We start from the raw sequence: 26,586 nt of genomic DNA, 5'->3' as shown, positions 1-26,586 counted from the left end.
CGGTGGATCTCCAGGACGGCGATCGCCAATTTTTATGGTAAAATCTTTTCGAGTAACATTTTTGGCTGCTTGGATGACTTCTTTGACAGAAAAACCGTTACCATTACCAAGATTGAAAACTTCACTTTTTCCACCTTTTAAGAGATATTCTACTCCTAATAAATGAGCTTGGGCTAAATCTTCTACATGGATATAATCACGGATACAAGTGCCGTCAGGGGTGGGGTAATCATCCCCTAAAATATAAATAGAATCCCGTTTTCCTAAAGCTGTGTATAACACTAAAGGAATCAAATGAGGTTCAGGATCATGATCTTCCCCAATTAAGCCATCAACGGAAGCACCGGCGGCATTAAAGTAACGAAAAGCGACATATTCCCAATTATACGCCCGTTGAAAATCAGCTAACATCTTCTCTACCACTAACTTTGTATAACCGTAAGTATTGATAGGATTTTGAGGGTGACTTTCGGTGATCGGAATTTCTTTGGGTACTCCATAAGTGGCACAAGTAGAAGAAAAGACAATATTTTTTACCCCAGCCGTTTCCATTGCCTCTAATAAATTAAGGGTAGAAACAACGTTATTGCGATAATATTTAGCAGGATTTTCCATTGACTCTCCTACATAAGCATAAGCGGCAAAATGAATCACTGCTTCAATTTTATACTCTTGAAAAATTTTATCTAATAATAGGCGATCGCTTAAATCTCCGTGAACAAAATTGACATTTAATTTATCGATGATATATTGATGACCATAAACTAAATTATCTAAAACGAGAAGATCATAATCCTTACTTTTTAACAGTTTAACCGTATGAGAACCAATATAACCTGCTCCACCCGTCACTAAAATAGTCATAACCAAAAAGATAATTAAATTTTGTCAAGAAAACTTGTTAATTATACATAATTATGGTACGGGTATATGTGAGAAAAAATAAATAAATTGTTCTGAATCTTCTACTCTCCTAGTTTGATAATATGAGGAAAAGTGAGATTATTTTCTAATTGATTATTGATTAACTTTAGGTAAAATTCAGTGACTGAATCAGGGTTAATTTGTTGTAAAGCAATTAATAAATCATAGCTATTTTTAAATAAGTTACTTACATCAATATTAAAATAATCAGGTTCATATTCTCTTAATTTTTTACAGCCTTCTCCTAATAAAATAACTGCCCCTCGCCAATTACTATTACTGAGATGATAACAAGCCACTGCTATTTGTAAAATTCCTTGATAGAATGTTTTATCTGGTTCAACAGAATCCATCCAAATTTCTTCAAGGGTATCATGACAAGCATAAAATTCTTGTTGGTTAAATTCTTTGATTCCTTTCTCCCAAAATTGATTCATATTAATAATTAATATTGAAGGTATTTTCTCTTGAAAATGATTAATCAGTGGCGAAATTGGTTTAAATCTCAACATTTTGGAAAACGATCTATTTCTACCCGTTATGCTTTAATCGAAGCCTGTTTAATTGGGATTTTTTCCGCATTAGCTGCCATTTTACTTAAAGAAGGGATTAATTTATTAGGTGGTTATCGCTTACAATTAGTTAATCGTTGGGGTGCGATCGCTATCTTACCATTATTTGGCTTAATTTTAGGATCCATGGCAGGATTTTTAGTGGAAAATGTTTCACCAACAGCAGCGGGGGGGGGCATTCCTCAAGTAAAAGCCGCTTTAGCTAGATATAAAATACCTCTTTCTTTTCGAGTAGCCATAGTGAAAATTATTGGCACAATTCTCGTTTTAGGTGCTGGTTTAACTTTAGGTCGTCGTGCGCCCACTGTCCATATCGGGGCTGCCTTAGCTGGGGAATTAACCCGTTTTGTGCCTACTTCCCCGGAGCATCGTCGCCAAATGATAGCCGCCGGTGCCGCTGCTGGATTAGCCGCAGGGTTTAATACTCCCATTGCCGGAGTAATGTTTGTTGTTGAAGAGTTGATGAGAGACATTTCTAATTTAACCCTTGAGACGGCCATCGTTGCATCTTTTACTGGAGCAGTAGTGTCATTAATTTTACAATCTCCCAACTTAAAATTACCTGAAAGTATCATTTCCCTCAACAATCTTTCTTTTTCTCCTTATCAAATTCCCTTTTATCTACTTTTAGGTATCATTGCCGGGATTTTAGGAGCTGTATTTAATCGTAGTGTTTTGTTTAGTATTAAGTGGAATGAAAAGCTGAAAATACCATTATTTTTGCGTATTGGAGTAGCAGGGTTAATTTCAGGATTAGTAATCGCATTTTTACCGCCTTTTTTTCGAGATAACGCTGGTTTAAAAGACATCGTGATTCGAGGAGAATTAACTTGGCAACAAACTGCTTTTGCATTTTTAGCTCATTATACCTTAACTATTTTAGCCGCCGGATCGGGAGCCCCTGGAGGTTTGTTTGCCCCTGCTTTAATTATGGGTTCAGCTTTAGGTTATTTAATTGGAGATTTAGAAGCTACATTTACTGGTGGTGAAAGCATTTCAACTTTTTCTTTAGTAGGTATGGGTGCATTATTTACGGGAATTGTGCGAGTGCCGATTACAGCAATTATGATTGTATTTGAATTGAATGCTAATTTTCATTTAGTATTACCTTTAATGATTAGTTGTGCTGTTGCCTATATTAGTGCTGAAACCTTTGAGAATGGTTCACTCTATCAACATCTATTACGCAGTATGGGTATTGAGTTAGAAAAGGAAAATAATGATACTCAAGAACATTTTTTAAGTCATCTTACCGCCGCCGATGTTATGCAGTCTCAAGTAGAAACCGTTACCCCTAACTTATCTATCTCCGAGTTATTAGAATTAATGACAACATCTCATCATCGAGGTTTTCCAGTGATGGAAAATGGGAATATAGTCGGTATTATTACTCAGTCAGATTTAGTTAAAGCAGAGACTTTTAATACTAGCATTTCTATCGATGAAATTATGACGAGAAACCCCATTACTGTTAAAGCTAACGTTTCCCTTAGTGATGTCTTATATCTTCTTAACCGTTATCAATTATCTCGTTTACCTGTGGTACAAGATCATCGTTTAGTGGGTATTATTACTCGTACTGATATTATCCGTGCTGAAGTCAATGAATTAAAAGCTGATGTATCCCTGAAAAAGCAACCAGCTTATAGTATTTATAGAACATTATCACCAGCCACAGGAAAAGGACGTATTTTAGTGCCTATTGCCGAAGATGACGATTTTCGAGCTTTATTTAAAATAGCCGTAGCCATCGCTGGTTATTATCAATATGAAATAGAATTTGTACTGGTGATCAAGATCCCGAAACATCAAGATCCAAGTACTGTAAAAGTAGATCAAAGAGCTTCTCGTCATCTCATGGGAAATTTAGAAAGAATGGGAAGAAAAGCCAAAATATCAGTACATACAAAAATAGTAATAGCACATTATCGTAGTCAAATTATTCTCGACATCATTAAACAAAGACATATTAATTTATTAGTGATGGGATGGAAACAGAATTTTTATGGGCAAGAGTTCGTTTTTTCCCAATTAATTGACAGTTTAATTAATCAAGCTACTTGTGAATTAATCTTAATTAGGCTTGGAAAAAATCAGCAATTTTACCCCTATAATCTCAATCCTCTGGGTAGTTGTTTAATACCGACAGCAGGAGGACCAAATGCCGAAGAAGGATTAAAATTATTACCTGCTTTTATGGAGATTTATCGTCAAGGAAAATTACCGCCAATTTGGTTAACCAAAGTCTATTCTCCAGAGGCAAAAAACTTTAATAGCGATCAACTTTACACTACCACCAAAAAATTACAAAAATTGTTAAATACAGAAGTAGAATCTTTGACGGTTTGTTCAACTTCAGTGGTATCAGCAGTAATTCAGTTAGCAGAAATCCAAAAATCAGAATTAGTAATTTTGGGTGCATCTCGTCACAGTTTATTAAAACAAGCATGGTATGGCAATATACCCGAAGCCATTACTTCCAAAATAGATACCACGGTTATTATTATTCGTCTCCCTTCATAATGAAGATTAGGAAAGGAGGTGACTAGGTGAGAAGGTGACTATAGAAAAATTACAAGGGAAAAATCTTCTTTTTAGGGATTCTTGTCATATAGTCAACGAACTCGTTTTGTACGGTTTTCCTCCCTATTCGACTTTCTATCCTTGTTCATGCAAGTCTTCACCTTAACTAGATCGTAAAAAACCTACCCCTTTGAGCTTCCCTACCTCCTATAGTTAATTTAGATGCGTCTGGAACTTATTTAGTGTTATCTTTAGGAATGAATTTATAATAGTTATTTTAATTTATATATAAAAACATTATGAAAGCAATGATTCTGGCAGCCGGAAAGGGAACTCGTGTACGTCCTATTACTCATACTATTCCCAAACCTTTAATACCTATTTTACAAAAACCAGTTATGGAATTTTTAGTTGAACTACTACGAAAACATGGGTTTAATCAAATTATGGTTAATGTGAGTCATTTAGCAGAAGAAATTGAAAACTATTTTAGAGATGGGCAACGTTTTGGAGTAGAAATTGGTTATTCTTTTGAAGGACGTATTGTCGATGGTGAATTAGTCGGTAAGGCTTTAGGCTCTGCTGGAGGCTTGAAAAAAATTCAAGAATTTAATCCTTTTTTTGATGATACTTTTGTCGTTTTATGTGGTGATGGTTTAATTGATCTTGATTTGACAGAAGTAGTTAAAAAACATCAAGAAAAAGGTGCGATCGCCACTGTAGTAACAAAATCTGTGCCTAAAGAAGAAGTTTCCAGTTATGGAGTAGTTGTTACCGATCAAAATGATCGTATTTTAGCCTTTCAGGAAAAACCCTCTGTAGAGGAAGCCTTGAGTACTCAAATAAACACCGGTATTTATATATTTGAACCTGAAATTATTGATTATATTCCTCCAAATCAAGAATATGATATTGGTAGTGAACTATTTCCAAAATTAGTAGAATTAAACCTGCCTTTTTTTGCTGTTAATATGGATTTTGAATGGATAGATATAGGCAAAGTACCAGATTATTGGGAAGCTGTGAGATCTGTATTAAAAGGACAAGTGAAAAATGTACAGATACCGGGTAAAGAAGTTAAGCCCGGAATTTACACAGGTTTAAATGTATCAGTTAATTGGGATAAAGTAGAAATAACAGGTCCTGTTTATATTGGTGCGATGACTCATATTGAAGATGGAGCAAAAATTATCGGTCCGACTATGATTGGCCCTAATTGCTGGATTTGTGAAGGTGCAACCGTTGATAATAGTGTTATTTTTGAATATTCTCGTCTTGGTTCAGGGGTTCGTTTAGTAGATAAACTGGTATTTGGACGTTATTGTGTAGATAAAACTGGTACTGCTATTGATGTACAGGCAGCGGCTATTGACTGGTTAATTACCGATTCTCGAAAGGATTTAGGGGATAATCCTAGCACCGGTAAAGTTATTGAGGATTTCGTTAATAGTAAATAAAAGGAATGAAGAATTAGGAATTAGCAATATTCAACGCCTTGAAATCAATTTCCCCGCTAAAAATTGGCGTTCAATGAATTGAACTGAAAGTCATGTCTTATATCAAATTCGGATATAACTTATAATAGAACTTTGCTTCTTTGCTGTCTCCCCTAACTGGAGATGCGAAGAATTTTACTATAATTATTTAATCGAACCTAATATTACTTACTCATTCATTGGTGCAACAGCCCATTGCCCTATTACTGATTATTAAAAATTTGTGTTTAAGATAACATCATCGCTATTGTCTGAAAATTCTCGACAATCATTAACGGTGACAACCGGAGGAAAAAGGATTGATGTATGGTTAGCTGATTATCTAACTAATTTATCTCGATCTCGCATTCAAAAATTAATCGAAAATGGACAAGTATTAATTAATAATTCTGTTTGTAAGCAAAAAAAAACTATCTTAAAACAAAATGATATAATTATCGTTGATATTCCAATTCCCGTGGTATCTTCTCTTACGGCTGAAGCTATCCCCTTAGATATTCTTTATGAAGATGAATATTTGATTATTATTAATAAATCAGCTAATTTTGTCGTACATCCTGCACCCGGTCATAGTAATGGCACTTTAGTTAACGCCTTATTAGCTCATTGTCCTGATTTACAAGGTATTGGCGGTATTGAACGTCCGGGTATAGTTCATAGATTAGACAAAGACACAACAGGAGCGATAGTGGTAGCCAAAACGGAACCAGTTTTACATAGTTTACAGGCTCAAATCAAAGCGAAAACAGCTAAAAGGGAATATTTAGGAGTTGTTTATGGTTGCCCTAAAGAAGACTCAGGAGTGATTGATTTACCCATTGGTCGACATCCTTCCGATGGGAAAAAAATGGCGATCGTATCTGTTGAAAAAGGTGGACGAGAAGCTTTAACTTATTGGCAAATTAAAGAAAGATTAGGTAATTATTCTTTAATTCATTTTACATTAGGCACTGGGCGCACTCATCAAATTCGTGTCCATGCCAGTCATATCAAACATCCGATTCTAGGCGATCCTTTGTATAGCGCTGGTCACTCTGTTGGTGTTAATCTAACTGGTCAGGCTTTACACGCTTTTAGATTGACTTTAACTCATCCTATCACAGAAGAAACCATAGAAGCCATTGCACCTTTACCCTTAGAATTACAAAAACTTTTGCAGATCTTAAGGCAAAAATCAGGACTTAAATCAATAATGATTAATTAATAGTAATTACTAGAGTTGATCGCCTATAAATTTTCTAGATCTTCCCCATAACAAATCTCGATGTCTAAATCTTCTCTTTGTTTATCAATAATCATTTTCAGAATAGAAGAAATATTTTTTAGGGCTTTTTGTCATAACAGAAAACCTTTAGTGTCTAACTCATCTTGTTTTTTTGTAGATAAATTATAGTGGCTGAATAATCAAATATTTTTTTTCTGATTACCTGAAAATATTATCTGAAAAATTTGATTACTAATTAAATTTCACTCTCAAACCATTTTTCTAAATCAGAGATATTCTGAAAATCTAATAATGCTTCTGCTAACGATTCCAATTGAGGAATAGAGAGAGATCGCACTTTTTCTTGCAAGGATACGGATAATATCCCACAACAACGATTGAGTTGACGAATTAATAACTCTGACTCTCCTTGTCGTAAACCTTTTTGTAAGCCTTCTTCCATGCCTTTTTGTAAGCCTTCTACCATGCCTTTTTGTAAGCCTTCTTCCATGCCTTTTTGTAAGCCTTCTTCCATGCCTTTTTGTAAGCCTTCTTCCATGCCTTTTTGTAAGCCTTCTTCCTTCGCTTTATCTTGCCAATATTTGACTAAGGTTTCATAAGCATCTAATTTAGGCATTGTCGCTGTTTTTAAATCAAACATGATCAGTATTTCCTCCGTACTTAATTGGGGTAATTTATTCTTTAGTATAGCTTCTATCAATCTAAATTGTCTTTGGAATTCTTCTTCGGTTTTCACACTATTTAATACCGATTTTCCTATGTCTTTAATCTCCGAATTGTTAGCAACAATTAATTTTAGTAAAGCTAAATTTGAAGGGAGATTTTCTCTCGTTAATAAGTCTTCTAAATATAGCCTTTTAATGTTATTTTCTAAGAGTATTTTATAGGGAATTTCTGAACCCAAATCATTATTTCTATTTCTCAAGATTAATAAACCTTTCCATAATCTTTTTACCTCATATTGTTTTAAATAAAGAAAGATTTGGGCAAAATATCGATGATAAAATTTGTCATCTTTTTGCATTTGTGCTTCTAAAAAGATTAAGGGTAAATTATTATCCTCAGATATAGGAGTTAAAAGTCCATCTAAACGAAATTCTGTATCTTTAATAACTGGGGCAGTATATTCAAATTGACAATCTTTCGGAATATCCGGCAATAATTCAGCAATTAAACTGGGTTGATTGATAAATATTTGGTAAAAAAGTTTATCTGTTTTCATCACATTTTTTTTAAATTTTAAATTTGAGAATTACTCCTTATTTTAATAATAAAAAATATTAACTTTGAGCATTCTTAAACCAATTAACAGTAATTTTTAATCCCTCATCTACTGTATAGGGTGGATTCCAATTTAACATCTGACGAATTTTACTACTATCGACTTGTAATGATCCTAACAGGCGATCGCCTACATCCTCTTTACCGATAATTTTCGTGGCTAATTTCAACAAACTAGGGGGAAAGGGTAAAAGTAACGGTGATTTACCCATTGCTTTACCAATACGACAAATTAACTCAGGAGTTGATAAATCTTCACCATCACTGATAATAAATATCTGATTTTTAGCATTAGGATGTTCAATACAAGTTATAATGGCATCTACTAAATTACCAACATAAACAAGGCTACGGGAGTTATTAATTCCTCCTAGTGGTAAGGGTAAATTTTTGGCGGTTAATTTTAATAACCTCTCCATATTACCCGGATTATTCGGCCCATAAACTAGGGTAGGACGAAGAATTGTATAAGTCATGGTACTATTTGGACAAATTTCTTTGATAGCTTTTTCGGCTTTTAACTTACTTTTTCCGTAGGGAGTGTCAGGATTACATGGCGAAGATTCGTTAATAATAGTATCGCTTAAAGTAGCGATCGCACCAATAGAACTAAAAAAAATAAAGTGTTTAACCCCAGCCTCAATAGATTGCTTAACTAAATTAATTGTACCTTCGGCGTTAACTTGATCAAATTCGGCTTCTGGATTGGTAACAGATTCCTTTAAAATGTGAGCTCTAGCCGCCATGTGAATCACCACGTCAATATTTTTTAAGGCTTGTCGCCAATTAGTGTCACCATCAATAGAATTAAGGGGAATTAAGCTATAAATAGATGAAAAATTCGTAGCATTACGCACGGTTAGGGAAATATTAAAGTTATTTTGTTCTAATTTAGGAAGAAGATTACTACCAATAAATCCCGTTGCTCCTGTTATTAAAATTGAGGTCATAATTGATGAAGATTTTTTAAAGTGTTATAGTGAGGGATTTTTTTTGAGTGAATACTCTGTCATAAATATCCTCAATTTGTCGCACCATTTCCTCTCCATCAAATAGTTTTCTGGTTAAGACTTTTGCATTTTTGCCAATGCGATCGCACTCTTGAGGATTATTTAACAAAAAAATTAAATGATTTGCTAATTCTTCGACATTTTTAGTTTCAAAAAGTAAACCAGTTTCATTATGATGAACAGTTTCCGGAATACCGTAAATATTTGGTACAACTACAGGCTTACCCATTAGCATAGCTTCTGTCATGGCACGTCCTAAACCTTCCCACAAAGAAGATAGAGCGAAAATGTCAGAAATAGATAAAATATTTGGTACATCATCCCTAGATCCCAAAAATCGCACTTGTTGATCAATACCTAATTGATTAGCTTGTGTTTTAAGAGAATCTTCAAGCTCACCTTCCCCAACTAGCAAAAGTAAAGTATTCGGACACTTTTTCAATACCTGAGCAAAAGCATCTATTAAATAATAAGGTGCTTTTTGTTGATCCAACCTTCCTACCATCGTGATAATTTTAGTATCATAATATATATTAAGTTTATTTCGTAATAATTTTGAATCAAAAAGTTGATCAAGTTTAGAAAAGTCGATACCACTATAAATAGTTTGAGAGTTATCTTCTCTAACAATACCTAATTCTAAAGCCTGTTTTCGATTTAACTCACATACCGTGATCAAAAAATCTGTTTTTTGGGCGATCGCCTTTTCTAGGTTAATATAAAACTGTTTCTGCCATGACGGCATAAAATCGTGAAAAGGAAAGCCGTGTATAGTATGAACCACTGGAATTTTACAATAATTCGCCGCTAGTCGCCCTAAAATTCCTGCTTTTGAGCTATGGGTATGGACTAAATCTATTTTTTCTGTTTTTAATAACTTAACAATTTGCCAAAATGTCTGCCAGTCTTTTAAAGGGGAAATAGGATTAATTAATGTATTAATGGGATAAAACTGATCACTATAGCTTTTGGCTCGATCTAACCACACACCGTCAGGATTAGAGGCTAAAGATATATCATAAAAACTGCGATCATGATTTTTGACCGTAAGAAGGGTATTATCTTGGGCACCTCCTATCACTAAACGAGTAATTATATGCAGTATCTTTTTTTTCATATTATCTCTCATTCAGAAATGTTATTATCATGATTATTAATCATAGGCTTTAAAAAGTTTTCCCTTTTATTATAAAAAATAGTATTCGGCAGAATATGTCCTTTCACTAAAGAACCTGCTCCAACCACCGAATTTTTACCTATATAAGTGCCTTTTAAAATTATTGTTCCTGAGCCAATCCAAACATTATCTTCAATGATAATTTCTTTTTTAGAAAAACCTTGAGATTGAAATAATCCTTCTTCTTTAAAATTGTGATCATGATCATAAAGTAAAACATTTTCACCAAAGATACAACCTTCCCCAATTTCAATTTTATAATGGCAATTCAGAGAACAGCCACGATTAAAAAAAACTTGCTCCCCGATAATTAAAGAACCATCTTTAATATTTATTGAAATATCTTTTCTTAAAACTAATCTTCCTTTTACCTCTAATAAAGCATTATTGCCTGTGATAATTAATTCAGAACGAGGACCTGCAAAAACCTTCATAAAATTTTGAATTTGCACTTGATTCTGATAAAGTATTTTCCACAAACCTAGAGTGAAAAAAGAAGTTGGTACATTTATATAACGTAAATTCATCACAAAAATACTCAATGAGTTAATTTTATATTCATTTTGTCAAACTGATTATCCTTTTTTTTGACCAATTCCATACTGGTAGTTCTATATATAGATATATAGCAATACTTACTGCTAAAGCTAGTAAAACTATCAAATACATAGTCACCGTAGAGCCTAAAATATTTTCTAATTTTATTAAAAACAAAATTTTTGCAAATAAAAATAGTGCTGGATAATGAACTAAATAAATAGAATAGGAAGCATCGCCTAAAAATTTCAAAAAGTAACTAGTTTTAAAGTTAGTTAAATTTTCCATTATAGTTGATACAGACAACAAAATACCGACAACAAAACTATAATATAATACTATTAATATTTTGTTTTTATAAATTAAGGTAAGACTATCTGGTGAGATTAAAAAAATTATCAAAAAAATTACACTTAACAAAGAAAAAATAAATTTTAGTTTATTCATTTTCGTTATGTTTTTTTCGTTATCTCCTCGACTTTCTTCTATTGCTAATATGTATTTATAAGCTAAAAATCCTGATAAGCAACCTGCAAAAAATTCCAGATTATACCTACTAAACATAAAAGAAAGTAAAAAGTTAGAATCGAGAATCGTCTGATAAGTTCTATATTTATAATCCCAAGTACCACTAAAATCAAACAATGCTTTATATAAACTGCCAAAAACGATTATGAACAAAATCCCCCGGACTATTTTAGATTTCCAAAAATAAATCAACAATGCCACTAAGATATAAAAATATAGCTCATGAGTTAAAGTCCAACCCGGACTTAATAAAGGTAGTTTTTCTTGAGGAATTAAAAGGAAAGAATTAATAATATAACCCCAATCTCCATTAAAAGATTTTTCTTCTGATATTGATAAAAAGAAGAATGGTAAACAGAGAATAGTAATAATCCAATAAATAGGATAAATCCTAATTAGTCTTTTAATAGCAAAAGATGTTACTTTTTTTGATTGTCCTAAATCTTTGAAGTGAATAAGTAACATAATAAATCCACTTAAAACAAAGAAAAAATCAACCCCTATTCCACCTTGTGCAAAAATGCCTCCCATAAAGTCTTGACCAAATTTATCCTGAGAAATCAAAGTTGCATGACGAGTAACTACCAAAATGGCAGCTAATCCCCTAAAAGCCTGAATTGTTATAAATTGTTTTTTCATTGCGTATGATCTTAATTATTACAGATGTCTAATATTATAGTAATTTAACGCATTAACCCTAGGACAATCCACATATTTGTTTCCCTAAATAATTGATGTGTAATAGAATAAATTACGAGCCCAATAATAGCAGACCAAGAAACAAAATCTTTATTTCTCCAAAGGCGTATTATTATAAATAAAGAGAAGAAAATCAGAGAAAAAACACCACTAATAACAATAAGTGATGGAAAAAGAGAATGGATTTCAAAATCACCACCCAATCTACGCCAATAATTGTCATAACCTATTCCAATTAACGATTCAAAAGGGGTTATCCTTGATATAAGTTGTACATTTCTTCCTTCCCATAAATCAGTAGTTTTCTCGTTGTCGAGAGCAGTAAATCGTTGATCGAGAACACCAAAACTTTTATCTAGTATAGAACTTAATGAAGGAATTACCGAATCTAACATGACATCCCATAGTATGATGCTTAAAATTGAGCCGAAGATTATTGCGACTGTTATCTGAAAAGATTTTTTTCTTAAAAAAGAGATAAATAGCAAAATATTTTTTTCTATATTACCAATAAAAGATTGAATGAAGGCTAGTAAAATAGGAATTCCTCCCATTAAAGCAGCTCGTGAACCTGATTGCAGTGCTGGAATAATAAGAAGGAGTAAAATAACTTGTAATTTCCAAGAAAGTAGATTATCTCGACTAAAATAAATAGACATAATCAGCAGACACAGTATATGAATTCCAAATTGGTTCGGATTATTTGTGAATCCAGAACCCCTAACGGTAGTTAGAAAAAAAATCGAGGAAAAATCGATAATTGCGTTTAACAAACAAGCATTAAGAAAAAGAGGATGTAGTTCTTTTTCGGTTCTAAAAAAGTTGAATATTAAATAAACACTTGTATTGTATAACATATAGGCTATTGCCATAGAAGTTCCAAGGAAACTAACTTCAGGGAAAAAACGCAAAGATAAAATATTAGCCATTACAAAAATTAAGACAAATAATGACAAAGTTTTTTTTGCTAAAAAATTTCTTAATAATATCTTTCTTACTTTTTTATGGCAAAATAGCAAAATAATTGACATAGCTATCAGAAAGTCTTGTGGTTGAGGATTACCACTGGGAAAAAAATAAGAGGAAGAAAAGATCATCGATAAAGTAGTCAACCAAACTGCCAAACGATAAGTGTTCATTATTTTTATATTACAATAGCTAAAGTAATTTTTCTTTATTATTTTTACAACTCATCGTATTCAATTCCTAAAGACTCTTTTAGTATTTCCTTAAGCTCATCAGAGTTTCTTTTAAGATTAATCGCATCACAACTTTTGTAAGGATTTGATCTACTATAGTCATTAACAATAATGCGTTTACCATGAAACAATCCCATGATTAAATGATCAAAAGGCATTGCTAATTTTTTCATTTGCTCTATAGTCATAGTTCGATATTTTTCTGGGCGAGAAGTAGTCAGAATTATTTGGAATTTTCCGCTTTGATAAAGGGTTTGCAAAATTTGGATATTAGCACTTATAGCAGAAGTATTGCCAATATAAGGAGGAAAATGAGACGATGAATTTTCTACTAAAGTACCATCAATATCAACAAACAATGTTGCATAAGTTCTTTTAAAGCGATCCCAATCTTCTAATGTCCCCCAATCTCTATAGTCACTGACTTCTTGCCCAATAAATAAACTGCCCTTAAGAATTTGTTGAAATATGGTATTACTGATATAACGTTCTACATCAAAATTAATTGCATCAACGGCGGCGAGAAACACTTGTGCTGACTCAAAACCGTATCCTCCAACACAAAAATAAGGGCTAATTACCTGTTTTTCTACAATGTTAGAAATCGAACCATTGGGATCGATAATAATATAAGATTTGTTCTTTGGTTTAATTAATCCACAATTATTCAAATTAGCAAAACAAACAAAATTTCCTTCTTGACACTTTGCCCTAAAAAAATTATCAGAATCTTTGATGAAAATTGGTCCTGTGATATTTCCCTGTTTTATGGCATTATAAACTGTTTCAGGTTGGTCTCTAGTTTCCTTATCTAAAAAAATAAATTGACTTTTGTTTAGTAGTTTTAAATCTTCTAATTCTTCATGAAAACCTTTCAAGAACTGATAACGTTCTTCCTGTTCTGATAAACAAACAAAATAAATTTTCTCAAAATCATCTAGGTTTAATCCTCTTATCGCTTCGATTGCCATAAATTTACCTGAAGGATGAGTTAACATCCATTTTGGTCTTAAATTAGGAAAGCGACTGGATTTTCCCGCCATAGGCATAATTAAGTTAGTCATGTAAATTTATTTGTTTTTTAATATATTTATATAAGGAATCAATTTCATTCACCTTGCTTACATAAGGCATAATGCGAACTAAATTAAATAGTTCTAAATATCGATACTAATTATATACGTCTTCCCCTTTTCTTAAAAGATATTTTTCTGTGGAATAAATTCCTACCATAAAGTTTCTAAAAAATTAAAGTCTTGAGATATTTTTACTTTTTGCTCTTCGACAAGTTCACTTATCTTTTGCTTCAGTTTCTTGTCCAGAGTAGTGGAATTAATTATTTCGATTACTTGAGAAGTCCAATCAGTTTCAAAAACGGAAGTTACGGGAATAGGATATTTTATATCTTCCATCTGACCTTTCATTCTTGAATTTAGAGGTTCAATCGGAACAACCGTGGTATTGACAAGCATGGATAGAATCATGGTGTGTAATCTACTGCTAACAACTAAGTCAAAATTACGTAATAATGCAGCATAAGTTCTATAACTAAATTGTTCCGAGATTATTCTTGTGGGAGTAAGCCTGGAAATTGATTGAAGAATAGGGAAATCTGAAGAAATTTCATTAGAAATAAGTGCAACATCATTGTATTTTTCTTTTAAAAAGTTAATTATTCTTGCCCAGTCATTAATACTACTGGTTCCAAGCACTGTGTTAATAACAACTGCTACCGTATTCGGCGTAATATTGAATTTTTGGGTAAGACTGTTAGAAATATCCTGAGATTCTGGTTCTGTCAAAAAAACTAGATCACCAATTACCGATGCTGTATTCTTGTCCAACCCCCTACTAACTAAATTTTGCAAAGATAAAGAATCTCGAACTCGGATGAAATCGAATTGACTGATTATTTTGATAAAAAACATAGAAATAAATTCATCTTCAATTTCATAGCTAAAATTGACTATTCCAACTTTACTACCTAATATTTGTGCAACCCTAAGTTCAAGCAAAATTTTTAGGGCTGATTCTATACTTTTAGGTTGAAATTCACCTCCTGGATTAAGAATTGTTAAAGTGGAAAATTGGTAAATTGCTAATCTTTTAAGCATTTCATCATCGTATAAACCGAGCCTAGACTTCAAAGCTCGAAGATGTAACTTTTTCTCAATAAATGGTTTCCATGAAGGAGTTCTATTCTTCCTAATCAAAGTGACAGAAGAAGAGAAATCTTTGTCTAATGTAATCGGAGAAATAAAAGAAATTTTTTTGGCGATGAATTGAGCCCAGTATTCAAACTGTTTTAAAGCAGTAGCTAAATCTTTGGATAACATTGTGCTGTAGTATTGATCAAGAAATCGAGGAGCTCTTTCTAAAGGACAAATTTTATAATTCGGAAATTTATTTTTTATTAAACTGATTAATTCACTTGAAAGTGCCTCGTTGCCAATATTAGTTGTTTTTAAACGAGTAACTACTGTAACTAGTGAACGGGATAAGGCTGAATTTGGTGAAGTTACCATGTTTTTTTTGTAGTAATTAATATTTTCTATCCTAAGGATTTTCGATTTCTCATTTGAAATTTGGCACAATCAGCACCACCTGAGTTCGATATAAAATTATCGGTAAAGGTCAGACGCTTAGGACTAGGGGACGATTCGACTAGGAGAGAATAGACTTAAACATTATTAAAATTGATTTTCGATAATTATTTATCAAATTTAATTCAGATGTTGAGTCATTTGGAGAATAATCTCCCCCATCTCCCCGTCACCCCCCTGAGATCCCTAGGGCTGTTTCAAAGTAAGTTGGTTAAAATGTTGGGGTGTTAGGGTATTAGGGTATTAGGGAGATTTTTTACTTGCAGATTTTAAGTAATAATAAAAAATCTTGAAATAATCAATTAATCATAGTAAATTATCAAAACTCATTACTCGTTACTCATTACTCCCTCTTAACCAAAAATTTTAGAATGAAACAGCCCGGCCCTCCTCCCTGTCTTGCCTCCATCAGTTTTTTTCTGTCGAACTCAGATAGCAGCAGAGGCGATCGCTTCGTCAATTAAATTTTTTGCTAGTTCCAAACTACCTTTATGATTATTGCCTATTTCAGCAATATGATCATCTTAACTGTGTTTCTTTTTTGATTCTTGACAATATAGCAAAATTTGAAAAAAATAAACATCACCAATAATTAGAAGAATAAGCGATAAAATTAATGTAAGTTTAAGCATGAATGAAAATAATACTAACTATACAACCCCAGAAAAATGACATAAAGCTAATCGAAAAGAATTGAAGAAATATTCAGGAGAGCTTCAATTTCATACTCAAAATCTGCTAAAGAATCTATTTCGTGACTTTGATAATCTCTGATCACAAACAAGGAAATTTTACCTCCTAATTTGTTTTTTAATATGTTTATGTAAAAAATCTATTTCATTCACCTTAGTTACATAAGGCATAATGCGAACTAAATTAAATAGTTCTAAATATTGATACCAATTATATACGTTTTCCCCTTTTCTCAAAAGATATTTTTCCAAGGATTGATCAATATAAGATAATATTTGCATTATTTTACAATAATTAAATTCTTCCAAATCCAAGTCAACCATAACTGACCAAAAAAATTTGCTATCTTGCCTCAGTTTTACTAAATCAATAACAGGAGATTCAATAAAAGAGTCTAGAAAATCAATCAAATAGATTTTGCCATTAGAAAATAACATATTAGAAAAGGTTAAATCTCCATGGCAATAACCTTGATACAGTTTTGCCTTAGGAATTTTTGTTTCTAAGAAAGAAAAAACTTCTTGTTGAAAGTCTTTGCTAAAATTTTGGTTGGAGTATAAAACGGTTTTCAAATCATTTATTTTTTTCTGGACTATATTTATTGGCGAATCAATTGGTTGTGCTAATTCAAACAGAGAGTCTAGGTAATTTATTAAATACTCAACAATCTGCTGAATTTGCTTGACAGTTATGCGACACAAAAAGCTACTAAACTTTTCCGCCGCAATATATTCCATGTCAAAATAATTCAATTCTTCTTCAGTAGTTCCTTGAGAAAATATTTTTGGAGAATCAAAAAAGACTAAAGAATTAAGTTGGTTAAATTCACGTTGTTTTTTTGCCTGTTTGATTAAGCGAGAGTTATAACCGAAAGAAGAAGAAACTTTTCGTACTAAAATTTTTTCTTTGATTTTAACTATTTTTATATTGCATCCTGATCGTCCCTCAATTTTAAGAAAAGGAGTATCAGTTCTCGAACTTTTCATTTTAACCCTAATAATTATTAAGTTGAAGTAATTTTTTGAATTTGATTATTCCAGTAACGTGAACCGACTATTAGTAATTTTTGAGAAATAAATTGACCGATAAATCCAGTGAATAATAATAATTTCAATAACTTTACTTTTGTATTTTTACTTGCTACTTTAGGATAGGTTGCTAGTCCGAAATGCAAAATACGTCTTGCCAATAAGGAATTCCCCTCTCCCAAAAATTTTAAGCCTCGCAAAGCAATATCTTGTTCAATAAAGGCATCAACTAATTGTTGACGATTAATATTTGCTTTTTTTAGCAGGGATTCCTGCACGTTAATTGTGGCAACATACTCGTCTATATGATGTTTGATCGCTCCCATTTTTACCTGTTGACTACCTTGATTGTTATTATGGACTCGATAAGAAAATAACGCCTCATCGACGAAATATGCTTTTTCTGCGACTCCTAAAAGTTCCCACCCAAAGCGTTTATCCGGATTAATTAAACTACCATGATAATAACTTTCCACTTGATCGTGTAAACATTTTGGGTATAGTATTGTACACACATAAACAGGGTTGCGCATTAGTAGAAAAGACGATTGCAACAAAATTTCTGCCGATAAACCATAAACAGGGTTATTAATTAATTTGGTTAATTCTTCTTCATTGTTTGCCTGATTCCACAACTTTCGATCTATTTGTAAATAGTTAATTTGTTCATCATTTTCATTGATGATCTGTGCTTTGCTACACAAAACAACCTTATTTCCTCGTTCTCCTAAAGATTGTAATATTTGATGATAAGTTTCTAATGCGTTAGGTAGCATTAAATCATCGGAAGATAGCATTAACATATAATTCCCAGAGGCCATCGAAGCCGCTTTTAAAAGATTTGGGCCAAAACCGATATTGATTTTATTTATTTGAAGTTTAATTCTGGGATCATTAAAACTTTTGATAATTTCCACAGAGGAATCAGTACTGGCATTGTCGGCTATAAGAATCTCAAAGTCTTGATAGGTCTGATTTAAAACACTTTGAATTGTCTTGCCTATATAGGCTTGGTAGTTAAAATTAGGAATACAGATTGAAAATTTCATTTTGAATAACATCGAATATACTGAAATATAAGTAAATGCTTAATACATACAGCACTTTTATTGAACTTCAAGTGCTACAGTTGTTAATTCTGGTTTAGCAGAGTAAGTTGGCCAGAATAAACTAGAAAGTTGTCTTTTTAAAATTTTCTTTAACATAAGTTTTATTAAAGTTAAATTAAATGATTTTAAACAAAAAATTATTTCTACAGGCAAGGTACATTTTTTAAGATTTTAACTGTTTAGGAGTACCCTAGACTGGAGGCATTTTTTACATAATTTCCAGTGAAAACATTACCAAAATTAAGTTAAGTCTATAAGTTTATCAATTAACTCCTCATATTGTTTTGTAATTTTATTGCTTGAAAAATTATGATAACAAAAATCGACTATAGCATGAGTATCCATAAACAAAAATTCTTGTATTGCTATTATAATGTTTTCTGACATTGCTAAAATATTTTCAGTTGGAGTTAACCATCCTGTTAGTTGGGGAATCACTATTTCTGAAGTTCCCCCTGGACAATCAGTGGCAAGAACGGGTTTTCCCAGAGAAATTGCCTCTAAAACAACGTTGGGAAATCCCTCATAGCGAGAGGTAGAAACCAGAAAGTCACAAGCCAAAATATAGGGGTAAGGATTAGGGCAAAAGCCTAGTAAACTAACATGATTTTCTAATTTATATTTAATAATTAAAGATTCTAATTCAGGTCGTTGGGGTCCTTTTCCTAAAATGCTCAGATGAAGTTGCGGATGTTGTTTGATAACTTTTGGGAGTGATTGTAGTAGCAGATCAAATCCTTTTTGGGGAAACAGTCTACCAATAGCCAAAATGGAAGGTTCACCCTGGGTGTTAATCTTTTCTCTTTGTGCTTCTTCCTTTACTCTTTCTATGTCAATAGGATTATTGATAACTACTGATTTATTTTTGATAGGGACATATTTACTTAAATCCTCTTGTAGTTTTTTGCTTTGACAAATAACAAAATCACTCAACCAAAGTGTCAGAATGTTGACAAAAAAAGAAGTAAAATGTTTGAGGGGTGATTGACGGATTAGGGACAATCCATCTAAGGTAAGATGATTTGCTGGTCGAATAATATGAATGGGAGGGTGCGATACTCCTATTCTTGCAAAAGTTGCTGTCACAATCATTCTGAGAGTACTAATAATAACATCGGGTTTTTCTTGCAAAATTATAGATCTCAGACCGGTAATTGGATATTTACTGTTTTTTTTTTTTGATATATTTATAATGAGTCTATTTAATTCTTTTTATATATGTTCTAAGTAGTAACCGTCATTTTCTTGGATAGCCCGACAAAATTGATACTTGGTTTGATCGAGGTTTTTAATTAACTCAAAAAAAACCCGATCTGGTCCACGGCGATCAAGGCTAGGAATTGCAAATAAAATTTTTTGGGTCATTGTTTATTGTTATGAATTAATAACTTAACCAATTAAATATGTCTTTAACGGATAATTGTAGTCCATCAAGATCATCTAAAACAGGTAAAATTCCTTCATCAGATTTAATTTCGGGAAATTGCTCTGGTTTAAAAATCATTACCGATTCATCGACAGGATCAATTAACCAAGCTATTTTAGTCCCTTGACTCAAGCAAAACATAATTTTCCTGAGAATTTTATTAGAAGATTGTTCTGGTGATAAAATCTCAATAACCTAATCAGGATGAAGATTAAAACGATTAGCAATTTTTCTTTGGGCAGTTTGAGGAGTGCGATCCCATGTAAAAATACTAATATCTGGAACAATAGATAATCCACCAAAGTTACAGCGTAGTTCGGGAAAAGCATGGCCTAATTTTTTAGGTAACATGACTTCATTAATAACTGTAACTAAACGACCTTGTAAAACACTATGTTGTCCTTGAGCCATGGGTTTTTGTTCTATTTTTCCATTAAGATACTCACTAGAGGGTTTTGTTTCAGGTAATTCTGAAAACTCTTCTAGGCTTAGTTGAGGTTTTGCGTCTGTAATAGTTATCATACTTGTTATTAATTATTAAATCAATTATTTAATTTCGGTCATAAATGAATTAAATTAGTGTAGCCATCCGTCTAAAATTAGTTGATTTATCAAGCAATTCTTGGTAAGTACCTTCAGCAATAACTTGTCCTTGACTTAATTCAAAAATGCGATCGCACTTTTCGACAGTAGTCAATCGATGAGCAATCAAAATAAGAGTAAATTGGTGACTTAAACTTTCGAGGGAATTCATTACTTCCTTTTCGGTGGCATTATCTAAAGCACTAGTAGCTTCATCAAATACTATCACAGAAGCATCGCCATATAAAGCCCTAGCAATACCAATTCTTTGACGTTGCCCTCCACTAAGACGAACTCCTCTCTCTCCGACATAAGTATCATAACTAGCGGGTAAACCCATGATAAACTCATCAATTTGAGCTAGTTGAGCGGCTTTTCTAACTTGTGGTAAGTCTATTTGTTGATAAGGAATACCAAAGGCAATATTTTCAGCAATAGTAGCATCCATGAGAAAAATTGATTGAGGCACATGGGCAATACTTCGTTGCCATTGGGCAAGTTTTTCTCCTTCCAAAGGCAAACCATCGACTAATATTTGTCCTTGTTGAGGTTTGAGTAATCCTAAAATAAGATCTGCTGTCGTACTTTTACCACTTCCAGTACTACCAACAAAAGCAATAGTAGTTTTAGCCTTGATAGTCAAATTAAGATCTTTCAATATCCAATCAGTATTATCTCGATAACGAAACCAGATATTTTGCAAACGTAACTCATTCTCTAAGAAGAGTTTTTCTTGAGGAAGCCAATTTTGTAAAGGATCGATCGATCTTTGTAATCCTATTAAGATTCTTTTCAGAGAACTTCTGGCACCTTGAATTCTCACTAAAGCGGAAAAGGTTTGTTGTAAAGCTGGAAGTAAACGATTTGCTCCTAGTGCTAACCCTCCCAATATTGGTACAGCTCGACTAAAATCACCATCTTTGCCTAAAGTTAATGCTAAGATACCCATAGCACTCATGGCAAGACCTTCAATGATATAACGAGGGGTTAGACTAATCACAGTATTAGATGCTACAGCTTGACGATAAGGATAATCGGCATTTTTATAGGCTTTTTGAAACAATGATTGACTACCGCCTAATAAAACATCTCTAATACCACCTAAACTTTCTTGAACAATTTTAATTTGTTGTTGATTATTTTCTACCAAAATTCTACTATTTCTAAATAATAGAGATTTGCGTAATTGATAAATAATAATGAAAGAACCACCAAAAAGCACAATAGAAAATAAGGCAATTATTCCATTAACCCAGAATAATCCTATTATCAAAGCAAGAGCGACAAAACTAGTGCTAATAGCGGAAACAAGAGGAATTAGAATGTTAATAGTAAGTTGTTTAGTGTCTTCTGTAACAGAGCTAATTAAATCACTACTATTAGATAAAACATGAAATTCGTATGTCTGTAAAATAGTCTTCCGATAAATTTCACAACTTAAATCCCCAGAAATTTTAGCAGCAAGGTGAGTTTGTATATTAATAGTAAGAATTCTTATGATAGAAGAAATAATAACCGCGATGATGAAAGCTATTGCAAGAGTTAAAACCAGTTGGGAAGAAGTACTAATACTGAAAAAATTAAGTATGGGTTTAATTTTAGAATTATTTAACAATAAATTAGCATTACTCAAGGCACTAAGAAAAGGGAAAATTGCGCCTAAACTTACTACTTCACTTAGGGAAGATAGTATCATCAAAATTAGTAAAAAAAATAATTGGAAACGACGATGAGGTTTAAGATACCTTAATAATTCTTTTAAGTCTCCAATTAAGGAGCGATTTATTTTCTTACTTTTGTTTGGCTGATTTGTTTTTGCCATAGGTAAATTTTAAATTGATTAAATATCTGTATTTATACACAAAGACGAGTAATTCGACAATATCCTAACATAACTAAAAGCTCTTGATACATCTTTATATGTTCTAAAAATCGAATTAATTACAGTAACAGTAATAATACATTGATGGCTTAAACTTTCGATCGCCTTCATCACCTCCTTTGTTATAAGTTAGTAGCTAATCCGTCTAGTATATCTTTAAATTTCAAAAATGTTACAATAACTTTTTGGAGAAATATATTAAATTGGTGTAGCCATCCGTTGGAAATTTGTTGATTCATCAAGCAATTTTTGGTAAGTACCTTCGCTTATAGCAATGGGTTAGTTAAGACATTCTCAAAATCTATAGTTGTCATTCCGAGATAACCAGAGGAATCTTAAAACGTCCTAATCAACTCATTATCTGCTATATAACTTGTCTTTGACTTAATGAAAAAATGCGATCGCCATTTCATCAAAGTAGGTACTATTAAGATCTTGTACAGATGTTTTTTAGGTAAAGTTCCGTTTTCGGCAAAATCTTTTCAAACGTTCGAGGCGAATTATTTGAAAGATAAATTCCTTGCTTATTGCAGTTATTTAAAATAAAACTTAGTGATTTCTCAATGTTTTCTCTTTGCTTTTGGAATTCAGGTTTATCATAATCCAACACTTCCTTCGTATTAGAAGCATAAGCCCCCCCGACATCGAAACCCATTAATGTAATTGATTTAGGGTGAAATGATGCCGAAAAAAGGATTGCTATTAGCATTACGGTGTGGGCAGGGAAGAAAATAGTTTTATTCTCTTCCTTGATCCAATATTCTTCAAGTTCTTTTGGTCTTTTGGGCAATAATCCATAAAAGTTACCACATCTTATATCGCGCTGAAAACACGATTTAGGCATTAAAAAAATATCATCTTTTGATAAGGCTAGACCCTTTAAATTTCTAAGTGAAAAGCTATGAACAGAGACAATCTTCTGAATATCTGATGGAATTAAGCGTGACCATAATCGAAGGGCGTTAGTGTCAACACAAAACCAAAATAATTTATTTCCTCTTTCTCTTAACTCTGTATGTCTTTTATAAGTTGAGTTTAACAAGATGACAGAGCTATTTTCTATTAAACTTAGATCAATCTCATCAAGTGATGAACCTGAACCTAGAATGAAAATATTTTGCCCTTTAAAATAGGGTTTAAGTTTAACCGAGTGTTTTATATAAATTTTACTAAGATAAAGACAATAAATCCACCCCAGCAGTTGAAGTAAGAGTTTTATGGGGAATATAAGTAATTGTTTCATAAGGAAAATTTTAAAAAATTCAGGACTATTTATAAATAACTTTCCAGTTTTTCAAACGCAACCCAAAAACCTTCGCCATCGTTTTTGTGACCTTGCCATATTTCGGGAATAAAGGAGGCATTGAGGGCTATTTTATCTAAATCTTCCGCAAAAGTGGAAAAATCGATTTCTCCCTCGCCGATTTGTAATCCTTCTCCGTCTAAGCCTTCTGAATCAGCGATGTGTAAATGAGCCACAAAGGGACCAACTTGCTTTATAAACTTTTTGAATGACCAGTGATGATTATTACAAGCCAATTTAGAATGAGATATGTCTAAACATACTCGATAGCCGTGTTGAGAGCAAAATTCGGCGGTATCTTGGGAATCAACAAAAAGGTTGTGATACCTTTGTCCTCCAAAATGCCAAGGGAAAGGAGGCATGGTTTGAGGTATTACTTCTACACCTTCGGCATCTAGTTGGGAAAGGCTATCAATGAGTAATTCATAGAGTTTTACTCTTTCGGTAAGACTTAGAGGAGCGTCAAGGGTAAAACCACCAACGTTAGTAACAATACAAGGGTAATCAGCTTTTTTAAAATAGGGTTTTAGTTGTCGGGTAATATCGATAACTCTTTGCATTTCCTCGATCGACCTTTGACGATAGCTTGTATCGGTAGAACAAAGATTCAATAAATGATCTCCGGCAAATAATTCGGGGGCATGAACCACTAAATCAAGATCGTAAGGATGATCAAAAAACTGGTCAATATCTTGCTCTAAATCTTTATAACTGAGATGAAATTCTAATAGATCTGGATTAGTTTTGTTGAGAAGGTTTTTAAAATCGTGGTAACGAACTGGTAAACCCCAAGGGCGTTTAAATTTATAATTTCTCGGTTTGACTCGCTCTTGTTCTAAGTCACTAGGATAGAAGAAATCCCCCGTTTTTAAGTCTCTTTTTGCCGGTTTCCCGATGAGTTCTTTTTTACGGTTAGGTTGTAATCCTTTACCCGGACTTTTAACTTCAATCATCGATTCAGTAATTATATCCCCCGACTTAACATCGCAGTTAATCACTAAACTTTTAGCAAGGGTTTCTCTGTTCATTAGTTCTCCTTGACTAATTTTCCGCTGTGCAACGTCTCCTAAAGATTGCTCCACTTGACGGATGCCTTCCACCATCAAACGAAATTCATCTGGGAGTAAACTGACTTTATGATCATTTCCCTCCATAGTTTTATCGAGGGTAAAATGTTTTTCGATTACCTTTGCTCCTTTAGCAACGGCGGCGATCGCCACATTTATTCCTCTTTCGTGTCCGGAATAACCCACTAAGCAATCACCAATTTCTTTTAGTCGCTCTAAATAGTTGAGGTTAATATCTTTAAAAGGAGCTGGATAAGTTGAATTACAGTGTAATAAAACATACATTACTCCTAATTTTTTGAGTAGTTTAACTGATTCGCCAATTTCTTGTTCTGTCGCCATACCCGTTGAACAAAGTAGGGGTTTACCAGTTTTTGCTAAGGCTTTTAATAAATCATGGTTCGTTAAATCCGCAGATGCTACTTTATAAGCCTTCATCCCATACTCTTCCAACAGGGCTAAACTCTCTAAATCCCAAGGGGTACAAAGAGGCAAAATTCCCTTAGATTGACAGTAATCAAAAGCAGTGAATAATTCTTCAGGAGTTAGTTGAAAACGAGATAGTAAATCTAATGTATATTGTGAACCTAAATCCTCACTGGCATCGTTGGCATTACCAGCATTTTTATAAAGGGATTTGAGATCTCTCATTTGAAATTTGGCACAATCAGCACCAGAGGCGATCACGTCATCGATTAATTTTTTTGCCAATTCTAAACTACCGTTATGATTATTGCCTATTTCAGCAATAATAAAGGTAGGCGACTTTTCGTCAATGGTAAAATCACCAATACGGATACTATCAGATTTTAGATGTGCGGTCGCAACCAAATGATGATTTTTATCTAACAAAGGAATAAACTCAATTTCATGGGAAAAAAAAACCGACTGAATTTTATTAGTATCTTCTGTATTATCGAAATACTTGTAACTTTTATTACTAATTTTAGATACGGGTTGATTAAAATCAATGGTATCTTGGGTTACTAACCAAGGGCGAAAATCACCATCCGTAAGAACATCCTCTAATACACCCGCTTCGGTGACAGAAAAGATAATACGGTGCTTGTTGTCATTTATCTTCTTTAAAGCATTGATTATGTCATCTTCAGCAAAGACAATGTATTTAGAGAGGTTTTTGTCTATGATCATTTTAATTTTTTTAACTTTTTTTAAAAAATTGCTTTACAGTATTGGCAAAATTTTTAATGTTTGCTTAAAATTTTTAAGCTGCGAAAGCTAGAGACAGAATATATAGCAGATAACGAGTTGATTAGGACGTTTTGAGATTCCTCTGGTTATCTCGGAATGACAACTATAGATTTTGAGAATGTCTTAATTAACCCGTTTATTGCTATAGATTATGATTTTTTTCTAAAAACCAGTGGTTTGAAGCACAAAGTCGTTGTACTTTTTTCGGAAATTATACGGTGATTAAGCAGTACAACAGCAAGAATAGAGTTCTATATTATCAGAGCTTAAGGATCAAGATTCATTAAAAACTCAATATACTCAAAATCTGCTAGAGAATCTATTTCGTGACTTTGTTCTTCTTCCATCACAAACAAAGAAACTTTACCACTAATGTGGAAACAATTAAAGTATGGAATTTAGTAAATAAGACTTCTTGCAGAAGTCGGGCAATGAGCAATGGGCACTCTTGCAATGGTTATTAAAATTAATGATTCCTCACCTTAAATAGATTTAAATTTTTATTTTGCA

At 32.7% G+C, this 26,586-nt stretch carries 20 protein-coding genes and 1 pseudogene; 3 read left to right on the top strand and 18 right to left on the bottom strand.

Features of this window, described 5'->3' with window-relative positions; genetic code table 11:
• The coding region (gene galE, locus FWJ34_RS07305; RefSeq protein WP_308254665.1) for a UDP-glucose 4-epimerase GalE at positions 1 to 864 on the bottom strand (864 nt) is incomplete at its 3' end.
• 101 nt (positions 865 to 965) lie between these two features.
• Positions 966 to 1,361, bottom strand: coding sequence for a DUF309 domain-containing protein (locus FWJ34_RS07300; protein ID WP_308254664.1), 396 nt, complete (start codon positions 1,359 to 1,361; stop codon positions 966 to 968).
• Positions 1,362 to 1,397: 36 nt separating this feature from the next.
• Between FWJ34_RS07300 and FWJ34_RS07295 the strand changes: the two genes are divergently transcribed.
• The 3 genes from FWJ34_RS07295 (at position 1,398) to FWJ34_RS07285 (ending at position 6,719) form a co-directional block, all read left to right on the top strand.
• The gene (locus tag FWJ34_RS07295) at positions 1,398 to 4,019 is read left to right on the top strand and encodes a chloride channel protein (protein WP_308254669.1); all 2,622 of its coding nucleotides are present in this window, start codon (positions 1,398 to 1,400) and stop codon (positions 4,017 to 4,019) included.
• A gap of 299 nt (positions 4,020 to 4,318) precedes the next feature.
• Positions 4,319 to 5,476 (top strand): NDP-sugar synthase, encoded by a 1,158-nt coding sequence (locus tag FWJ34_RS07290; protein ID WP_308254663.1) that lies wholly within the window; start codon positions 4,319 to 4,321, stop codon positions 5,474 to 5,476.
• Between the two features lie 262 nt (positions 5,477 to 5,738).
• Positions 5,739 to 6,719 (top strand): RluA family pseudouridine synthase, encoded by a 981-nt coding sequence (locus FWJ34_RS07285; RefSeq protein ID WP_396231756.1) that lies wholly within the window; start codon positions 5,739 to 5,741, stop codon positions 6,717 to 6,719.
• 256 nt (positions 6,720 to 6,975) lie between these two features.
• On the opposite strand, the gene FWJ34_RS07280 is transcribed toward FWJ34_RS07285, so the two are convergent.
• From FWJ34_RS07280 to FWJ34_RS07205, 16 genes and pseudogenes are all read right to left on the bottom strand, one after another.
• Complete coding sequence (locus FWJ34_RS07280; protein WP_308254667.1) at positions 6,976 to 7,962, bottom strand: DUF2887 domain-containing protein; 987 nt, start codon at positions 7,960 to 7,962, stop codon at positions 6,976 to 6,978.
• 58 nt (positions 7,963 to 8,020) lie between these two features.
• On the bottom strand, positions 8,021 to 8,971 hold the full coding sequence (locus FWJ34_RS07275) for an NAD-dependent epimerase/dehydratase family protein (protein ID WP_308254662.1): 951 nt from the start codon (positions 8,969 to 8,971) through the stop codon (positions 8,021 to 8,023).
• A gap of 16 nt (positions 8,972 to 8,987) precedes the next feature.
• Positions 8,988 to 10,148: a glycosyltransferase family 4 protein gene (locus FWJ34_RS07270; protein ID WP_308254661.1), complete on the bottom strand. Its 1,161-nt coding sequence runs from the start codon at positions 10,146 to 10,148 to the stop codon at positions 8,988 to 8,990.
• A gap of 8 nt (positions 10,149 to 10,156) precedes the next feature.
• Entirely contained in the window at positions 10,157 to 10,735 is a 579-nt protein-coding gene (locus FWJ34_RS07265) for an acyltransferase (RefSeq protein WP_308254666.1), read from the bottom strand.
• Positions 10,736 to 10,766: 31 nt separating this feature from the next.
• Positions 10,767 to 11,912: an acyltransferase gene (locus FWJ34_RS07260; protein WP_308254660.1), complete on the bottom strand. Its 1,146-nt coding sequence runs from the start codon at positions 11,910 to 11,912 to the stop codon at positions 10,767 to 10,769.
• A 44-nt stretch (positions 11,913 to 11,956) separates the two neighbouring features.
• Complete coding sequence (locus FWJ34_RS07255; RefSeq protein ID WP_308254659.1) at positions 11,957 to 13,111, bottom strand: hypothetical protein; 1,155 nt, start codon at positions 13,109 to 13,111, stop codon at positions 11,957 to 11,959.
• Positions 13,112 to 13,155: 44 nt separating this feature from the next.
• Positions 13,156 to 14,235 carry a hypothetical protein gene (locus FWJ34_RS07250; protein WP_308254658.1) on the bottom strand — a complete coding sequence of 360 codons (1,080 nt, stop codon included), beginning with the start codon at positions 14,233 to 14,235 and terminating at the stop codon, positions 13,156 to 13,158.
• Positions 14,236 to 14,397: 162 nt separating this feature from the next.
• Positions 14,398 to 15,696, bottom strand: coding sequence for a polysaccharide pyruvyl transferase family protein (locus FWJ34_RS07245; RefSeq protein ID WP_308254657.1), 1,299 nt, complete (start codon positions 15,694 to 15,696; stop codon positions 14,398 to 14,400).
• Between the two features lie 869 nt (positions 15,697 to 16,565).
• On the bottom strand, positions 16,566 to 17,453 hold the full coding sequence (locus tag FWJ34_RS07240; RefSeq protein ID WP_308254656.1) for a phosphotransferase: 888 nt from the start codon (positions 17,451 to 17,453) through the stop codon (positions 16,566 to 16,568).
• A gap of 17 nt (positions 17,454 to 17,470) precedes the next feature.
• A complete protein-coding gene (locus tag FWJ34_RS07235; RefSeq protein ID WP_308254655.1) occupies positions 17,471 to 18,544 on the bottom strand; it encodes a glycosyltransferase in 1,074 nt (357 codons plus the stop codon).
• Between the two features lie 300 nt (positions 18,545 to 18,844).
• Positions 18,845 to 19,759 (bottom strand): glycosyltransferase, encoded by a 915-nt coding sequence (locus FWJ34_RS07230; protein WP_396231757.1) that lies wholly within the window; start codon positions 19,757 to 19,759, stop codon positions 18,845 to 18,847.
• Positions 19,760 to 19,816: 57 nt separating this feature from the next.
• On the bottom strand, positions 19,817 to 19,969 hold the full coding sequence (locus FWJ34_RS07225; RefSeq protein ID WP_308254653.1) for a hypothetical protein: 153 nt from the start codon (positions 19,967 to 19,969) through the stop codon (positions 19,817 to 19,819).
• A gap of 16 nt (positions 19,970 to 19,985) precedes the next feature.
• A pseudogene (locus FWJ34_RS07220) lies at positions 19,986 to 20,552 on the bottom strand (Uma2 family endonuclease).
• 49 nt (positions 20,553 to 20,601) lie between these two features.
• Positions 20,602 to 22,434 (bottom strand): ABC transporter ATP-binding protein, encoded by a 1,833-nt coding sequence (locus FWJ34_RS07215; protein WP_308254652.1) that lies wholly within the window; start codon positions 22,432 to 22,434, stop codon positions 20,602 to 20,604.
• A 487-nt stretch (positions 22,435 to 22,921) separates the two neighbouring features.
• The gene (locus tag FWJ34_RS07210) at positions 22,922 to 23,737 is read right to left on the bottom strand and encodes a hypothetical protein (protein ID WP_308254651.1); all 816 of its coding nucleotides are present in this window, start codon (positions 23,735 to 23,737) and stop codon (positions 22,922 to 22,924) included.
• 29 nt (positions 23,738 to 23,766) lie between these two features.
• Complete coding sequence (locus FWJ34_RS07205; protein ID WP_308254650.1) at positions 23,767 to 26,016, bottom strand: N-acetylneuraminate synthase family protein; 2,250 nt, start codon at positions 26,014 to 26,016, stop codon at positions 23,767 to 23,769.
• Positions 26,017 to 26,586: the final 570 nt, after the last annotated feature.

It is taken from the genome of Geminocystis sp. GBBB08, from assembly GCF_016743215.1.
In the GTDB taxonomy this organism is placed as follows: Bacteria; Cyanobacteriota; Cyanobacteriia; order Cyanobacteriales; family Cyanobacteriaceae; genus Geminocystis.
The sequence above is the reverse complement of the archived record's forward strand: the minus strand, read 5'-3'. Positions and strand labels throughout refer to the sequence as shown.

What these genes read in the sequence shown, in the direction of transcription:
- FWJ34_RS07225 (WP_308254653.1), bottom strand. Translation starts at nt 19,969, where the DNA reads ATGACCCAAAAAATTTTATTTGCAATTCCTAGCCTTGATCGCCGTGGA.
- FWJ34_RS07275 (WP_308254662.1), bottom strand. Translation starts at nt 8,971, where the DNA reads ATGACCTCAATTTTAATAACAGGAGCAACGGGATTTATTGGTAGTAAT.
- FWJ34_RS07290 (WP_308254663.1), top strand. Translation starts at nt 4,319, where the DNA reads ATGAAAGCAATGATTCTGGCAGCCGGAAAGGGAACTCGTGTACGTCCT.
- FWJ34_RS07210 (WP_308254651.1), bottom strand. Translation starts at nt 23,737, where the DNA reads ATGAAACAATTACTTATATTCCCCATAAAACTCTTACTTCAACTGCTG.
- FWJ34_RS07280 (WP_308254667.1), bottom strand. Translation starts at nt 7,962, where the DNA reads ATGAAAACAGATAAACTTTTTTACCAAATATTTATCAATCAACCCAGT.
- FWJ34_RS07260 (WP_308254660.1), bottom strand. Translation starts at nt 11,912, where the DNA reads ATGAAAAAACAATTTATAACAATTCAGGCTTTTAGGGGATTAGCTGCC.
- FWJ34_RS07265 (WP_308254666.1), bottom strand. Translation starts at nt 10,735, where the DNA reads ATGAATTTACGTTATATAAATGTACCAACTTCTTTTTTCACTCTAGGT.
- FWJ34_RS07300 (WP_308254664.1), bottom strand. Translation starts at nt 1,361, where the DNA reads ATGAATCAATTTTGGGAGAAAGGAATCAAAGAATTTAACCAACAAGAA.
- FWJ34_RS07245 (WP_308254657.1), bottom strand. Translation starts at nt 15,696, where the DNA reads ATGGTAACTTCACCAAATTCAGCCTTATCCCGTTCACTAGTTACAGTA.
- FWJ34_RS07270 (WP_308254661.1), bottom strand. Translation starts at nt 10,148, where the DNA reads ATGAAAAAAAAGATACTGCATATAATTACTCGTTTAGTGATAGGAGGT.
- FWJ34_RS07250 (WP_308254658.1), bottom strand. Translation starts at nt 14,235, where the DNA reads ATGACTAACTTAATTATGCCTATGGCGGGAAAATCCAGTCGCTTTCCT.
- FWJ34_RS07295 (WP_308254669.1), top strand. Translation starts at nt 1,398, where the DNA reads ATGATTAATCAGTGGCGAAATTGGTTTAAATCTCAACATTTTGGAAAA.
- FWJ34_RS07215 (WP_308254652.1), bottom strand. Translation starts at nt 22,434, where the DNA reads ATGGCAAAAACAAATCAGCCAAACAAAAGTAAGAAAATAAATCGCTCC.
- FWJ34_RS07255 (WP_308254659.1), bottom strand. Translation starts at nt 13,111, where the DNA reads ATGAACACTTATCGTTTGGCAGTTTGGTTGACTACTTTATCGATGATC.
- FWJ34_RS07240 (WP_308254656.1), bottom strand. Translation starts at nt 17,453, where the DNA reads ATGAAAAGTTCGAGAACTGATACTCCTTTTCTTAAAATTGAGGGACGA.
- FWJ34_RS07205 (WP_308254650.1), bottom strand. Translation starts at nt 26,016, where the DNA reads ATGATCATAGACAAAAACCTCTCTAAATACATTGTCTTTGCTGAAGAT.
- FWJ34_RS07235 (WP_308254655.1), bottom strand. Translation starts at nt 18,544, where the DNA reads ATGAAATTTTCAATCTGTATTCCTAATTTTAACTACCAAGCCTATATA.